General features: G+C 73.4%; 13 protein-coding genes. 7 read left to right on the top strand and 6 right to left on the bottom strand.

Annotation, left to right across the window (positions count from 1 at the left end; genetic code table 11):
- The first annotated feature begins 24 nt into the window (after positions 1–24).
- The 4 genes from macS to H300_RS0100795 are packed head-to-tail and all read left to right on the top strand — an operon-like array spanning position 25 to position 4,046.
- A complete protein-coding gene (gene macS, locus H300_RS0100780; protein WP_028425875.1) occupies positions 25–1,233 on the top strand; it encodes a MacS family sensor histidine kinase in 1,209 nt (402 codons plus the stop codon).
- Positions 1,226–1,918 (top strand): response regulator transcription factor, encoded by a 693-nt coding sequence (locus tag H300_RS0100785; RefSeq protein ID WP_028425876.1) that lies wholly within the window; start codon positions 1,226–1,228, stop codon positions 1,916–1,918. Before macS ends, H300_RS0100785 begins: the two co-directional genes overlap by 8 nt.
- Positions 1,919–1,978: 60 nt before the next feature.
- Entirely contained in the window at positions 1,979–2,977 is a 999-nt protein-coding gene (locus H300_RS0100790) for an ATP-dependent 6-phosphofructokinase (protein WP_028425877.1), read from the top strand.
- 52 nt (positions 2,978–3,029) lie between these two features.
- On the top strand, positions 3,030–4,046 hold the full coding sequence (locus H300_RS0100795; protein WP_028425878.1) for a 2-hydroxyacid dehydrogenase: 1,017 nt from the start codon (positions 3,030–3,032) through the stop codon (positions 4,044–4,046).
- 64 nt (positions 4,047–4,110) lie between these two features.
- On the opposite strand, the gene H300_RS0100800 is transcribed toward H300_RS0100795, so the two are convergent.
- A complete protein-coding gene (locus H300_RS0100800; protein ID WP_028425879.1) occupies positions 4,111–6,039 on the bottom strand; it encodes an anthranilate synthase family protein in 1,929 nt (642 codons plus the stop codon).
- Positions 6,040–6,344: 305 nt separating this feature from the next.
- Between H300_RS0100800 and H300_RS0100805 the strand changes: the two genes are divergently transcribed.
- The gene (locus H300_RS0100805; RefSeq protein ID WP_028425880.1) at positions 6,345–7,694 is read left to right on the top strand and encodes a class II 3-deoxy-7-phosphoheptulonate synthase; all 1,350 of its coding nucleotides are present in this window, start codon (positions 6,345–6,347) and stop codon (positions 7,692–7,694) included.
- 136 nt (positions 7,695–7,830) lie between these two features.
- Complete coding sequence (locus H300_RS0100810; RefSeq protein WP_028425881.1) at positions 7,831–8,070, top strand: (2Fe-2S)-binding protein; 240 nt, start codon at positions 7,831–7,833, stop codon at positions 8,068–8,070.
- Positions 8,071–8,237: 167 nt separating this feature from the next.
- Here the strand turns inward: H300_RS0100810 and bfr are convergent, their stop codons facing one another.
- Positions 8,238–8,720 carry a bacterioferritin gene (gene bfr, locus H300_RS0100815; RefSeq protein ID WP_028425882.1) on the bottom strand — a complete coding sequence of 161 codons (483 nt, stop codon included), beginning with the start codon at positions 8,718–8,720 and terminating at the stop codon, positions 8,238–8,240.
- A 162-nt stretch (positions 8,721–8,882) separates the two neighbouring features.
- Here bfr and H300_RS0100820 point away from each other — a divergent pair, with 162 nt between their 5' ends.
- The gene (locus tag H300_RS0100820; protein WP_028425883.1) at positions 8,883–9,506 is read left to right on the top strand and encodes a sulfite oxidase-like oxidoreductase; all 624 of its coding nucleotides are present in this window, start codon (positions 8,883–8,885) and stop codon (positions 9,504–9,506) included.
- A 63-nt stretch (positions 9,507–9,569) separates the two neighbouring features.
- Here H300_RS0100820 and H300_RS0100825 read toward each other — a convergent pair whose 3' ends face one another.
- The 4 genes from H300_RS0100825 to H300_RS0100840 all read right to left on the bottom strand — a co-directional run bounded on the left by H300_RS0100825 (position 9,570) and on the right by H300_RS0100840 (position 14,548).
- Positions 9,570–10,505: a deoxyribonuclease IV gene (locus H300_RS0100825; RefSeq protein ID WP_078515613.1), complete on the bottom strand. Its 936-nt coding sequence runs from the start codon at positions 10,503–10,505 to the stop codon at positions 9,570–9,572.
- Between the two features lie 36 nt (positions 10,506–10,541).
- On the bottom strand, positions 10,542–11,282 hold the full coding sequence (locus tag H300_RS0100830; RefSeq protein WP_028425885.1) for a transglycosylase SLT domain-containing protein: 741 nt from the start codon (positions 11,280–11,282) through the stop codon (positions 10,542–10,544).
- Between the two features lie 336 nt (positions 11,283–11,618).
- On the bottom strand, positions 11,619–13,535 hold the full coding sequence (gene pknB / locus H300_RS0100835) for a Stk1 family PASTA domain-containing Ser/Thr kinase (protein WP_028425886.1): 1,917 nt from the start codon (positions 13,533–13,535) through the stop codon (positions 11,619–11,621).
- Positions 13,536–13,711: 176 nt separating this feature from the next.
- A complete protein-coding gene (locus H300_RS0100840) occupies positions 13,712–14,548 on the bottom strand; it encodes a thiazole synthase (protein ID WP_051269249.1) in 837 nt (278 codons plus the stop codon).
- Positions 14,549–14,552: the final 4 nt, after the last annotated feature.

Genomic DNA, 14,552 nt, shown 5'->3' on the forward strand with positions numbered 1-14,552 from the left:
CCGCGGCACCCGGGGGGAGCAGAGATGACCGAGAGAGCACCGCAGCGGATGTCCGTGGAGCAGCCGCTGTGGCGGGCGCTCGCCGGGTACCGGCTGCTGACCCTGGCCTACGCGGTGGCCCTCTTCGGCTACCACGCCGACGACTACGCCCGGCCGCTGCCGGGCGTGGGTTATCTGTCCGTGCTGGGCCTGTGGACCTTCGCCACGCTGCGGCAGGTCTCCTCCGCGCAGCGGTGCGGCAAGCGCTTCCTGGCCGCCGACATGGCCCTGGCGCTGACGGGCGTCCTGCTCAGCCCGCTCGCCGACCCCGGGGACCGGGTCGGCCCGACGCTGCCGTCCATCTGGGTCGCGGGGTCGGTGCTCGCCTTCGCGATCAAGGGCGGCTGGCGGTGGGCCGCCGCCGGTTCGCTGCTGGTCGGCGCGGCCAACGTCGTCGAGCAGAGCGCTGTCTCCAGCGACACCGTGCACAACGTCCTGCTGGTGACGGTCGCCAGCATCGCCATCGGGTACGTCGTGGAGGTCGCACGGGCCAGTGAACGCGCCCTGGCCGAGGCGCTGCGGATCGAGGCCGCCACCCGGGAACGTGAGCGGCTCGCCCGGGACATCCACGACGGGGTGCTCCAGGTGCTCGCCATGGTCCAGCGCCGCGGCACGGCGCTGGGCGGGGACGCCGCCGAGCTGGGACGGCTGGCCGGCGAGCAGGAGCGCGCGCTGCGGACCCTGGTCGCCGGCTCCCCGGCGGCCGAGGAGGACCACCGGGCCGTTCCGGCGGCGGCCGACGCGGTCCCTGGGGAGGCGGGGCGGCACCTCGGCGGACGGGTGCCCGCGCCGGTCGGCCCCGGGCCGGTGGACCTGCGCACCCTGCTCGCGTCGCAGGCCGGCCCCCGGGTCACCGTCTCCGGGCCCGGTGCCCCGGTGCCGCTGCCGGTCGGGACCGCCCGGGCGGTGGCCGCCGCGGCCGCCGCCGCTCTGGACAACGTACGCCGGCACGCGGGCGAGTCGGCCGCCGCCTGGGTGCTGCTGGAGGACGAACCGGACGGGGTGCTGGTGACGGTGCGCGACGACGGGCCGGGCATCCCCGAGCACCGGTTGGCGCAGGCCGAGGCGGAGGGGCGGATGGGCGTCTCGCTGTCCATCCGCGGCCGGTTGGAAGAGGTGGGCGGCAGCGCCCGCCTGCTGTCGGTGCCCGGCCAGGGCACGGAAGTCGAACTGAGAGTGCCCAGACATGGCTGAGACACGGACCCCGAGCGAGGCCGGAGCACCGGCCCCCAAGGTGATGGTCGTGGACGACCATCCGATGTGGCGGGACGCCGTCGCGCGCGACCTCGCGGCGGCCGGGTTCCAGGTGGTGGCGACGGCCGGCGACGGCCGGCAGGCGGTGCGCCGCGCCGCCGCCGCGGGCCCCGACGTCCTCGTCCTCGACCTCAACCTGCCGGACATCCCCGGTGTCGAGGTGTGCAAGCGGCTGGTGGGCGAAGGCTCCGCGCTGCGGGTGCTGGTCCTCTCGGCGAGCGGCGAGCACGCCGACGTGCTGGAGGCGGTGAAGTCCGGCGCCACCGGCTACCTCGTCAAGTCCGCGAGCACCGAGGAGCTGGTGGCAGCGGTCCACCGGACCGCTGCCGGTGACGCGGTGTTCACCCCCGGACTGGCCGGGCTGGTGCTGGGGGAGTACCGGCGGCTGGCCGGCGAGCCGCCGCGCCGCGGCTCCGGCGGCGCCGCTCCCCACCTGACGGAGCGGGAGACGGAGGTGCTGCGCCTGGTGGCCAAGGGGCTCTCGTACAAGCAGATCGCCGAGCGGCTGGTCATCTCGCACCGCACGGTGCAGAACCACGTCCAGAACACCCTCGGGAAGCTTCAGCTCCACAACCGGGTGGAGTTGGTGCGCTACGCCATGGAACGCGGGCTGGACGACGCGTGAGCCCGGCTGACGTAACGTGTCGGGTGATCCGGAGGACCCGCCACTGATCAGGGAGACGGCATGCGGCTCGGAGTGCTCACCGGCGGAAGCGACTGCCCGGGACTGAACGCGGTCATCCGGGCGGTGGTCCGCAAGGGCGTGCAGGACCACGGCGACGACTTCATCGGCTTCCGCGACGGCTGGCGCGGCGTCCTCGACGACGACACGGTGGAACTGGACATCCCGGCGGTGCGGGGAACCCTGCCGCGCGGCGGCACCATCCTCGGCTCCTCCAGGACCGACCTGCTCTCCGGCCCGGAGGGACCCGAGCGGATCAAGCGCACGCTGGCCCGCCACCGGGTGGACGCGCTCCTCGTGATCGGCGGCATCAACACCCTCACCGCCGCGGCCACTCTCTCGTCGGAGCACGGGGTGCCGTGCATCGGCGTGCCGAAGACCATCGACAACGACATCTGCGGCACCGACACCACCGTGGGGTTCGACACGGCCGTCAACGTCGCCACCGAGGCGATCGACCGGCTGCACACCACCGCCGAGTCGCACAAGCGGGTGCTGGTGGTCGAGGTGATGGGCCGCAGCAGCGGCTGGATCGCGGTGCACGCCGGTTTGGCCGGCGGCGCCAACTGCGTACTGATCCCCGAGCATCCCTTCGCACTCGACCGGGTCTGCGAGTGGGTGGAGTCCCGCTTCCGCGCCAGCTACTCGCCGATCGTCGTGGTCGCCGACAGCGCCCTCCCCGCCGAGGGCGGTGTGGACCTGACCGGCCTGTCCGGGATCGGCGAATGGCTGGGGAACGAGGTGGAGCAGCGCACCGGTCACGAGGCCCGTACCACCGTCCTCGGCCACATCCAGCGCGGGGGCACCCCCAGTCCGTACGACCGGATGCTGGCCACCCGCTTCGGCCTGCACGCAGTGGACGCCGCGCACGCCGGAGCCTGGGGCACGATGGTCGCGCTCCGGGGCAACGAGGTGGTGCGGGTGCCGCTGGCCGAGGCCGTCGACGGAGTGAGGACGGTCGACGCCTCCCGCTACGCGGAGAACGAGGTCTTCTTCGGCTGACCGGCGCTCGCGTCGGCGCCCTCCCGCGGTCGGCGCCCCTAGGATGCAGTCCATGGAGATCCTGGCATTCGGCGTGCAGGCGGACGAACGACCGCTGATCGAGGCGGCCTTCGCGGAACGGCACCGGGTGCGCTGCCTCGACGTGTTCATGAACCGGGACACCGCGCCGATCGCGGCCGGGCACGAGGTCGTGAGCGTCAGCGTGAACGCCGTCCTGGACGCCGCCGTGCTGCGCGTCCTCGCCGGGGGCGGCACGCGGTTGATCGCGCAGCGGGCGACCGGCTTCAACAACATCGACCTGGCCGCCGCGGAGGCGCTGGGCCTCACAGTCGCCCGGGTGTCCCACTACTCCCCCTATTCGGTGGCCGAGTTCGCCTGGACCCTGGCGATGGCGGTCAACCGCCGCATCGTGCGGTCCGCCCGCCGGACCCGCGACTTCGACTTCAGGCTGGACGGCCTGCTGGGCCGCGACCTGCACGGACGCACCGTCGGCGTCATCGGGACGGGCAAGATCGGTGAGGCCTTCACCCGCATCGCCCACGGATTCGGCATGCGACTGCTGGGGTGGGACGCCGCCGAGAACCCCGCCTGCCGCGAGTTGGGCATGCGCTACACCGAGCTGCCCGAACTGCTGGCCACCGCCGACCTGGTCAGCCTGCACGTCCCGCTGGTCGCCGCCACCCACCACCTCATCGGCGCCGAGGCGCTCCGGACGATGCGGGACGACGCCGTCCTGGTGAACTCCAGCCGGGGCGGGCTGGTCGACGCCGAAGCGCTGGTCGAGCAGTTGAAGGCGGGCCGTCTCACGGGCGTGGGACTGGACGTCTACGAGGCGGAGGCGGGCCTCTTCCACTTCGACAGGTCGCTGGAGGTGATCGCCGACGACACCCTCGCCCGGCTGATGACGTTCGGCAACGTACTCGTCACCTCCCACCAGGCCTACTACACCGAGGACGCGGTGCGGGAGATCGTCGGCACCACCGTCGACAACGTGGAGGACTACCTGGCCGGCCGGGTCGGGGAGAACGTCCTCGTCGCCCCGGGCAAGCCGCTCGCCCCCGCGCCCTGACGCCGTCCCCGGCCCGTGCGGCCTCCGTCCCCGCCACGGGAGCCGCGGCGGGGACGGTCCGCGCTCAGCCGACGGCCACCGCGGCCAGCAGGTCGGCGACGATTCCCGGGCCGTTGCGGGTGAGCACCGACTCCGGGTGGAACTGCACCCCGGCGAAGCCCGGCCCGCGCAGCGCGTGCACCTCCCCGCTGACCGGTTCCAAGCTCAGCTCCACCCGGTGTGCGGCGAGTTCGCGCTCGGTGTCCCGGTCGCAGCGAGCGGTCCACGAGTTGTAGAAGCCGACGCGCTCCGGTCGGCCGAAGAAGTCGATCTCCTCCTGGGCGCCCTGGTACGGCAGATCCCTGCGGACGAGGTCGAGTCCCAGCTCGGCGGCGAGCAGCTCGTGGCCCAGGCACACCCCGAGCAGCCCGTCGCGGTGCCCGCGCAGCAGCGCGGCGGCGAGCGCGCTCAGCCGCACCAGCCGCGGATCATCCGTGTCGCCCGGGTTGCCGGGCCCGGGGCCCAGCACCACCGGGCCCCGGTGGCCGAGCGCCACCTCGCGCAGGCCGGGCTCGTCGTGGTGGAGCACGGTGACCGCGGCGCCGGTGGAGCGCAGCAGGTGCGCCAGCATCGCGGTGAAGGTGTCCTCGGCGTCCACCACCAGGATCTCGGCACGGTCCGGCGCTGCCCCGTCCCCCTCCGGGCCGGGCACACTGCCCGGCCCGCCGCCGTCATGCCCACCGGGGTCCTGCATCCGCAGCCAGAAGGGGGCGAGGTCCGCGCGCCGGGCTGCCAGTGCCGCCCGCACTCGCGGGTCGTCGCCCGGCGCCGGGCCGGGACTGTCCGGCTCCCGGCCTCCACCACCGGGCAGGACCCCCAGGGCGTTCAGCACACCGGCGGCCTTCGCGTGCGTCTCGGCGACCTCGGCGGCCGGGTCCGAACCGCGGACCAGGGTGGCTCCGACGGGCACGCGCAGACTGCCGTCGGCTGCGTCGATGTCGGCGGTGCGGATGAGGATCGGGGAGTCCAGCGTCCGGGCCCCGCCGGCGTCCCGGCCGAGGAGGGCCAGCGCGCCGGCGTAGTAGCCGCGTCCGGTGGGCTCGTACCGCCGGATCACCCGGCAGGCGTTCTCCACCGGGCTGCCCGTCACGGTCGCCGCGAACATCGTCTCCCGCAGCACCTCGCGCACGTCCAGGGTGCTCCGGCCGCGCAGTTCGTACTCGGTGTGCGCCAGGTGGGACATCTCGCGCAGCCGGGGGCCGACGACGACCCCGCCCCGGTCGCCGACGGTGCACATCATCTTGAGCTCCTCGTCGACCACCATCGACAGCTCCTCGGACTCCTTGCGGTCCGCGAGGAAGTCCAGCAGCCCCTCCGGGCTCGGCCCCTCGGGCGGGTACCGGTAGGTGCCGCTGATGGGATTCATCACCACCGTCCCGCCTGTCATCCTCACGTGCACCTCGGGGCCGGCGCCGACCAGGGTGCGCGCGCCGGTGTGCACCACGAAGGTCCAGTACGCGCCGCGCTCCTGGGTGAGGAGCCGGCCGAACAGGGCGAGCGCGTCGGCCGGCCCGTAGCCGTCGATCACGCCGCGGAAGTCGCGGCGCACGACGAAGTTGGCGCCCTCGCCCGCACCGATCTCGTCGGCCACCACCCGGCGCACCGTCTCGGCGTAGGCCGCGTCGTCGACGTCGAAGGCGCCGTCGCGGACCCGGACCGGGTGCGCGGGCAGTGCTGAGAGGACCTCCGCCAGGTCCAGCTCGTGGCGCTCGGTGGGTACCAGGACGGTCAGCGGGGTGCCGTCGTCGGTGGCCTCGAAGCCGCGTTCCCGGATCTGCCGGAAGGGCACCAGGGCGAGTGCGCCCAGCTCGGCGTCCGGCAGCTCGGCGAGTCGCTCCACTTCCGAGGTCGGGCCGATCAGCACCTCCACCACGTCGGGGGAGCGGCCGGGCGTGCGTCTGCGCAGGAGGGCGAAGGGCGGGCAGTCGTGGGACAGCAGGCGGTCGATCGGCACGGGTCGGCCTTCCGGATCGAGTGACGAGACGGAGCGGCCCGCGGAAACGAAAAAGGCCGCCCCAGGGGCGGCCGTTCGCGTCGTTTCACCGAAACGCGCGGTCAGCGGGCCGCCGGAGAGGCGGGCCACCACCAGGCACGGGTGTCGGTGAGCGCGAACATGAGCCGGACCCTACACCAGCCGGTGCGGGCTGCGGCCGCCGTCACCGCGCCCGGCGCGCCCGACCCGGGGCGCGGGGGTGGACGGTCCGTCTCATCTGCCGGTCAGCGCCCGGGCCGGTCCCGTCCACCCCGTAACCTTGCGGTGTGACCGTGAACGCCAATACCGACGCCGGTGCCCGCACCTGGCGAGACCTGCCCGCGGCGCAGCAGCCCGAATACCCGGACTCGACGGCTCTGCGCGACGTGATCGCCGAGCTCGCGTCCTATCCGCCGCTCGTCTTCGCCGGGGAGTGCGACCACCTCAAGGAGCAGCTCGGCGCGGTCGCCCGCGGCGAGGCGTTCCTGCTCCAGGGCGGCGACTGCGCGGAGGCCTTCGACGGCGTCTCCGCGGAGCACATCCGCGACAAGCTCAAGACGCTGCTCCAGATGGGCGCGGTCCTTACCTACGCCGGTTCGGTGCCGGTGGTGAAGGTCGGCCGGATCGCCGGGCAGTACAGCAAGCCCCGGTCGAAGCCGACCGAGACCAGGGACGGGGTGACCCTGCCCACCTACCGGGGCGACTCGGTGAACGGGTTCGCCTTCACCGAGGAGGCCCGGACGCCGGACCCGCAGCGGCTCAAGCGGATGTACCAGGCGTCCGCCTCGACGCTGAACCTTGTGCGCGCCTTCACCACCGGCGGCTACGCCGACCTGCGGCAGGTGCACGCCTGGAACCAGGACTTCGTGCGGAACTCGCCCTCCGGGCAGCGGTACGAGGCCCTGGCCAGGGAGATCGACCGGGCGATGAACTTCATGAACGCCTGCGGGGTGGACCCGGAGGAGTTCAAGACGGTCGAGTTCTTCGCCTCGCACGAGGCGCTGCTGCTGGACTACGAGGGCGCGCTCACCCGCACCGACTCGCGCAGCGGCGAGCTCTACGACGTCTCCGGGCACATGGTGTGGATCGGCGAACGGACCCGGCAGCTCGACGGCGCGCACATCGAGTTCGCCTCGCGTATCCGCAACCCGATCGGGGTGAAGCTCGGCCCGGACACGACGCCGGAGGACGCGCTCACCCTCATCGACCGGCTCGACCCCGACCGCGAGCCGGGCCGGCTCACCTTCATCACCCGGATGGGCGCGGACAAGGTCCGTGAGAAGCTGCCCACCCTGGTGGAGAAGGTGACGGCGTCCGGCGCACGGGTGGCCTGGGTCTGCGACCCGATGCACGGCAACACCTTCGAGGCGGCCTCCGGGCACAAGACCCGGCGCTTCGACGACGTGCTCGACGAGGTCAAGGGCTTCTTCGAGGTGCACAAGGCACTGGGTACGCACCCGGGCGGCATCCACGTGGAGCTGACCGGGGACGACGTCACGGAGTGCGTGGGCGGCGGCGACGAGATCTTCGTCGACGATCTGCACCAGCGCTACGAGACGGCCTGCGACCCGCGGCTCAACCGCAGCCAGTCGCTCGACCTGGCCTTCCTGGTCGCGGAGATGTACCGGGACCAGTGAGAGCCGCCCGGCGGGCGCGAGCCGGGAGCGGAGGGGTGCGATCACGGTGATCCGCCCCTTCCGCGCTTTTCTGGACAGCGGGGCGCGGGTAAGGTTAGGTTAACCTCACCAGAGGGGTCGTCCGGAGGTGGTTCGCGTGTACATCTGCTCCTGCTTCGGTATCACCGAGCAGCAGGTCAGGGAGCACGCGTCGGCCGGTGCCTGCACGCCGCGCCAGATAGCCTCCGCCAGCAAGGCCGGCACGGACTGCGGTTCGTGCGTCCGCCGGATCCAGGGGCTGCTCGGCCGGGGGGGCTGCCCGCGGCGCGAGCCGCTCGCCGCCGGGGTGTCCTCGCCGACCGGTGAGGTGCCGGATCCGGCCGTCGAGGCGGCCTGAGCCCGAGCCCGTCGGGGGCCGCGAGCGCCCGGCCCGGGAGTGCGCCTCGGCCTCGGAACGGCCGCGGGGCCGGAATACGGGCCGCGTGGCGCGAGGAACCGGTTGTGCACGCCGGACCGGTTAGCGCCCTGCCGTGCGGCGCGGCCCCCGCGCTCGTCCGGGGGCGTTCAGGCGCCGTCGGGCTGCTCCAGCAACTGGGCGATGTAGAGCGCCTCGCCGAGCTTCTCCACCAGTTCGAGTTGGGTGTCCAGGTAGTCGATGTGGTGCTCCTCGTCGGCGAGGATCGACTCGAAGATGTTGGCCGAGGTGATGTCGCTCTTGGCCCGCATCACCTCGATGCCGCGCCGGAGCCGGTCGATCGCCTCGACCTCGACCTGCCGGTCCGCCTGGAACATCTCGGTGAGGGTCTGCCCCACCCGGACGTGGAACAGCCGCTGGTAGTTGGGCAGTCCGTCCAGGAAGAGGATGCGGTCCGTGAGCACCTCGGCATGCTTCATCTCGTCGAACGACTCGGCGCGGGTGTACTTGGCGAGCTTGGTCCAGCCGAAGTTCTCCTGCATCTTGGCGTGCAGGAAGTACTGGTTGATCGCGGTCAGCTCCGCGGTGAGCTGCTCGTTGAGGAATTCGATGACCTCGGGATCGCCCTGCATGGCGGCGACTCCTTCCAGGCGTGAGGGGGTCGGTTGCGGCCGATCCTCGCACTGACCGCGCGATCACGTCCAGTAAGTGCAGGCTTACCGAAATTGCCCCGATATCGCAGGTCGGGCGGGGTGCCGTCCGGACCGGGGCGCCCGGTCTGTCACCATGGGGGGATGGGTCATCCGGAGAGCCGCGCAGGCGAACGGGCGGAACTGCCGCCGGGCCAGCGGAACCAGCGGGGTTGGCCGGTCACCCACTACGGGCCGGTGCCGCGCTTCAAGCCGGAGCGATGGGAGTTCCGGGTCTTCGGTGCCACCGCGGACGGTGAGAAGCACTGCTGGAACCACGAGGAGTTCACCGCCCTCCCCTACGAGACCGTCACCGGCGACCTGCACTGCGTCACCAAGTTCAGCATGCGGGGCGTCGAGTGGGGCGGGGTGACGGCCGCCCGGGTCCTGGAACTCGCGCCGCCCGCCCCCGAGGTCACCCATGTGATGGTCTGGGCCGAGTACGGCTTCAGCTCCAACCTGCGGTTGTCCGACTTCCTCGCCGAGCGCACCCTGTTCGCCACCCACCGGGCCGGCGAGCTGCTCACCGCCGAGCACGGATTCCCGCTGCGGCTCGTGGTGCCGCACCTGTACGCCTGGAAGGGCCCCAAGTGGGTCCGCGGGGTGGAATACATGGTCGCCGACCGCCGCGGCTTCTGGGAGGAGCGCGGCTACCACAACATCGGCGACCCCTGGCGGGAGCAGCGCTACGCGTACCAGGAGGAGCCGGGCGACGGCCCGGAGTGGTGAGCATCGGGCAGAAGCACCGGCGTGCGGCGTCCGGGACGCCCGGCGGGCGTCGGCGCCGCGGCGTCAGGCCGTCCCGGCGGCCGCTTCCGCGCGCAGCTCCTTGAGCCGGGCGACATCCTGCCCGTGGCCCTCCGGACCTCCGGGCGTCTCGATGACCAGCGGCACCCCGTCCGTGGCCGGATGGGTGAACAGGTCGCGGAACGGCTCGGCGCCGAGTTCCCCGCTGCCGATGTTGGCGTGCCGGTCCTTGCGAGCGCCGCAGACGTCCCGGGAATCGTTGCCGTGCACGAGCCGCAACCGGCCCGGTCCGGCCACATCCACCAGCTCGTCCAGCAGCAGCTTCATGCCGCCGGGTGCGGCCATGTCGTGGCCGGCGGCGAAGGCGTGGCAGGTGTCCAGGCAGACACCGACCCGCGGATGGTGCTCCAGGGCGTCGAGGTAGGGGCCCAGCTCCGAGACGAGGGAGCACAGCGAGGCGCCCTGGCCCGCGGTCGGCTCCAGCAGCAGCCACGGGTCCGCCGCGTCGGTCAGCTCCGTGACCAGCGGCAGCAGCCGCTCCCGCACCTGGGCGAGTGCGGTGGTCCGGTCCCGTCCGCCGGTGGCGGAGCCGGTGTGCACCACCACGCCGTCGGCACCGATCTCCCGGCCCCGGCGCAGCGAGTGCCGCAGCGAGTCCACCGACCGTTCCACGGTCGCAGGGGTGTGCGAGCCGGGGTTGATCAGGTACGGGGCGTGGACGTGGACCGTGAGCCCCTCCTCGGCGCAGCCCGCGCGGAAGGCCTCGTCCTGGCGGGGGTCGCCGGGGTTGGTCGCCCAGCCGCGCGGGTTGGCCACGAAGACCTGGACCACCTCCGCGCCGATGCGGCGGGCGTACGGCAGGCCGGTGGCCGCCAGTCCGCCGGCGACGGGGACGTGGCCGCCGATCGGGTTGCGGGTCCGGCCGGGCGGCCGGGGAGGCGCGTCGCGCCGCGGGACGGAGGAGGGGGTGCGGGTGCTCACCGGGTACAGGATGCCAGGCCCGGTCCGACGGCCCGCTCAGTAGGCTCCGTCGACGTTGTCGATCGAGCCGTAGCGGTCGGCGGCGTAGTTGCAGGCGGCGACGATGTTGGCCACCGGGTCGTACAGGCTCCGCGCGGTGCCGGAGACGTGGTACGCGTCGAAGGTGGGCTGGATCACCTGGAGCAGCCCGATGGACGGGGTGCCGTTCTGCGCGTTGATGTCCCAGCCGTTGAGGGCCTGCGGGTCGCCGCCCGACTCCCGGATGATGTTGCGGTGGATACCGTCGTAGCTTCCCGGTATGCCGTGCGACTTCATGATCGCCAGCGACTGGCGGATCCAGCCGTCGAGGTTGTTCGCGTAGCTCGGTGCGGCCACGCTCCGTGCCGTGCGGTCGTTCGAGCGCGAGGCCTTCGCCTGAGTGCTCCCCCCGCGTCCGGCGGCGGCCTCGCGGCCCGCCTGCCGCTCCTCGTCCTTCGCGGCCTTCTCGTCCTGCCCGGTGCGCTTGTCGGCGTCGGCGGCGCGCCGGACCTCGTCCGCGGCCCACTGGTGCACGGCGCGGTCCTGGCTGGTCGCCCCCGAGCCCTTGGCGGGCTCGTCGGCGAGCACGCTGCTGGCTGCCGAGTCCGCCGCCACGGTACGGCTCCCGTCCGTGTCGGCGCCCGGGGCCAGGCTCAGCGCCAGGGTCGCGGCCCCGGCGGCGGCACTGATGCCCAGTACCGAGAGCCGCTGGGCTGCCGGCACGGTGCGGAGCCGGTTCGGAATCCTGAATGCGGGCATGCTGCGGTCGTCCTCTTCCGTCGGGGGAGTCGCCCGTCGGTCGGGCGGTGGCGTGCGCCGTGGGATCGGCGACACGGTGCGACGAAAGAAAGTCTTAGCGGTAGGAAATTCACCGGGCAACAATGTGACGTACTACGCCGGCTCGTCGGCGGGGGCGGCCCGAGAGTGGTCCGAACCGGGCAAGTCGCCGGTCGTCGCAGGTGAGGCGCCCACTAGGTCGGGTAGTGGGTGAGCTGCGTCCTATGCCCGGGATCACAGCGGCCCCGGGTTTCCACCACGGTACGGAGTTGCATTCGCACTCGCGGTCAAGGGGGTGGGCGGTACGGGGCGGGCGGCTCAGCGTACCCAGACGGTGATCGTGGTGCCCTTCTCCGCGGGCTCGCCGCCGTCCACGGACTGGTTGAAGACCTCGCCGGTGAAGAAGACCTTGCGCACCTTCACCCGGAAGCCGGCGTCCTCCAGCGTCCGCACGGCCTCGTCCTCGCTCTGCCCCACCACGTCGGGGACGTCGACGGTCTCCGGGCCCTTGGAGAGGGTCACCGTCACTCTGTCGTCCTTCGCCCCCGTGGCCCCGGCCTCCGGGGACTGCTCGGCCACGGTTCCCTCGTCCTGCGGGGAGTGCGCCCGCTCCGGCGCGGTGCGCACCTGGAACCCGGCCTCGCGCAGTGTCTCGCCGGCCGCGTCCGCACCGAGACCGGCGACGTCCGGTACCTCCAGTTGCTCGCCCTTGGAGACCACGAGGGAGACGGCACCACCGGGCCGCTTCTCGCTGCCCGCCGCCGGGTCGGTCCGGACGACCGAGCCCTGCGGCACCGAGTTGCTGAACTCGCGGCTGACGGTGGCCGGGCTCAGGTCGGCATCTTCGAGCTGCTCGCGCGCGTCCGCGAGGGGGATGCCCGCCAGGTCCGGCACCTTCACCACCTCGGGGCCGCGGGAGACGGTGAGGGTGACGGAGGCGTTCTGCCGGACGCGCTCGCCCGGCCCCGGGTCGGAGCCGATCACCCGTCCGTGGGGCACGGTGCCGCTGTACTTGTGCTCCTCCTCGACCCCCAGCCCGGCGTCCGCCATGGCCTGCCGCGCCTCGGCCACCGGCATGCGCAGGACGCCCGGCGTCTCGGTGAACTGGCCGGAGTTGATGTACCAGACCCCCGCCACCAGCCCGAGCACCGCCAGCACCGCGCCGAGCAGGGCCGGCACCGGGCGCCGGGAGCGGTCCGCGGTCCGCCGGCCGCTCCGACGAGGAGGCGCCCCCCGGGGCGCCTCCTCGTCGGAGGCGGTGGTGGCTGCGGTGCGGCCGTCCGGCAGCACCGCCGTGGTGTCCGTGAGCACCGTGGTGGGTGAGCCGGCCGCTCCGGGAGTGCCGTCGTCGCCGGCGGACCGCGGGGGCACCGCGTCGAGCTGCTCGGGGCTCAGCCCCGCACGGACGTCGCGCACCAGCCGGAGCATCGCGGCCGCGTCGGAGGGGCGCTGTTCCGGGTCCCTGGCGGTGCTGGCCGCGACCAGCCCGTCCAGCGCCTCCGCGACCCCCGGGGAGGCCAGGGACGGCGCGGGTACGGGGCGGGTCAGGTGCTGGTGCAGGATCTGCGCGGCGGTCGTCCCGGTGTGGGGTTTGCCGCCGGTGAGCATCTCGTAGAGCATCACGCCGCAGGCGTAGATGTCCGCGGTGGTGCCGGCGTGGCCGTGCTCGATCTGCTCCGGTGCCAGGTAGGACACCGTGCCCATGAGATCGGTCCCGGACGCGGACGTCTGCGCGTCCACCGCCCGCACCAGGCCGAAGTCGGCCACCTTGACCCTGCCGTCGTCACCGATCAGCACGTTCTCCGGCTTCACGTCCCGGTGCACCAACTGGGCGCGGTGGGCCGCGCCGAGGGCGGCGAGCACCGGTTCCAGGACGTCGAGGGCGGCCCGCGGCCGCAGGGCGCCCCGCTCGGCCAGCACGTCGCGCAGCGTGCAGCCGGCCACGTACTCCATGGCCAGGTAGACGCAGACGCCGTCGGTGCCCTGGTCGTGGACGCCGACGATGTTGGGGTGGGCCAGCCCGGCCGCCGACTTCGCCTCCCGGATGAACCGGTCCACGAAACGGGGGTCCCCGGCGAGCGCGTGGTGCATCACCTTCACCGCGAGCACCCGGTCCAGCCGGGTGTCCAGGGCCCGGTAGACCGTGGCCATGCCGCCGACCGCGATCCGCGCGTCCACGCGGTACCGGCCGTCCAGCACGTGCCCGATCAACGGGTCCTGCAGGGCTGCGTCCACAGTACGGAAGTCTACGAGCCGCCCGCCCCCGCGCCGCAGCCGAGGCGCGTCGCCTGCACCGAATGCAGCGGAACGGTGACAGGACCGCGTCCGGCGCGCGACACGTCCCTCCCGCGGCGCACCGGCGCCCCGCCGCCAGCTGCGGGAAGCCCGCCGGGGCCGTAGGGGCCGGGCCGTCAGTCTCCGAAGGCCGGCCGCTCGAGGTCGAAGCCGGCCCGGCCCTCCACCGGCGAGGACGCCCGGGCGAAGTGCCGGCGCGGGATCCGGCCGGCCCGGAACGCCAGCCGCCCGGCCCGTACCGCGTGGCGCATCGCCTCCGCCATCAGAGCGGGCTGCTGGGCCCGGGTCACCGCAGAGGCGAGCATCACCGCGGCGCACCCCAGCTCCATCGCCTGCGCCACGTCCGACGCGGTGCCCGCACCGGCGTCCAGGACGACCGGCACCCCGGCCCGCTCGGTGATCAGTGCGAAGTTGTGCGGATTGCGAATGCCCAGCCCGGAGCCGATCGGCGAGCCCAGCGGCATCACCGCCGCGCAGCCGACGTCCTCCAGCTTCCGGGCCAGTACCGGGTCGTCGTTGGTGTAGGGCAGCACCGTGAAGCCGTCGTCCACCAGGGTCTCGGCGGCGTCCAGCAGCTCCACCGGATCCGGCAGCAGGGTCCGTTCGTCGGCGATGACCTCCAGCTTCACGAGGTCGGTGCCCAGCGCCTCCCGGGCGAGCCGGGCGGTGAGCACCGCCTCGCCCGCGGTGTAGCAGCCCGCGGTGTTCGGCAGCACACGGATGCCCAGCCGCTCCAGCACGGACAGCACCGAACCGCCGACCGACGGGTCGAGCCGCCGCATCGCGACGGTGGTCAGCTCCGTCCCGGAGGCCCGGAGCGAGCGCTCCAGAACGTCCTGGCTCGGTGCCCCGCCGGTGCCCATGACCAGGCGGGAGCCGAACCGCATCCCGCCCAGGAGCAGCGGGTCCTCGGTCCCCTCGGGTGCGGTTTCGGGTGCGGACGACTCGGTCATCGGG

This window comes from Streptomyces sp. TAA040 (genome assembly GCF_000424845.1).

Coding starts and splice junctions, on each gene's coding strand:
- macS (WP_028425875.1), top strand. CDS start 25: ATGACCGAGAGAGCACCGCAGCGGATGTCCGTGGAGCAGCCGCTGTGG.
- H300_RS0100830 (WP_028425885.1), bottom strand. CDS start 11,282: ATGCCCGCATTCAGGATTCCGAACCGGCTCCGCACCGTGCCGGCAGCC.
- H300_RS0100840 (WP_051269249.1), bottom strand. CDS start 14,548: ATGACCGAGTCGTCCGCACCCGAAACCGCACCCGAGGGGACCGAGGAC.
- H300_RS0100820 (WP_028425883.1), top strand. CDS start 8,883: ATGGGTCATCCGGAGAGCCGCGCAGGCGAACGGGCGGAACTGCCGCCG.
- H300_RS0100785 (WP_028425876.1), top strand. CDS start 1,226: ATGGCTGAGACACGGACCCCGAGCGAGGCCGGAGCACCGGCCCCCAAG.
- H300_RS0100790 (WP_028425877.1), top strand. CDS start 1,979: ATGCGGCTCGGAGTGCTCACCGGCGGAAGCGACTGCCCGGGACTGAAC.
- bfr (WP_028425882.1), bottom strand. CDS start 8,720: ATGCAGGGCGATCCCGAGGTCATCGAATTCCTCAACGAGCAGCTCACC.
- H300_RS0100795 (WP_028425878.1), top strand. CDS start 3,030: ATGGAGATCCTGGCATTCGGCGTGCAGGCGGACGAACGACCGCTGATC.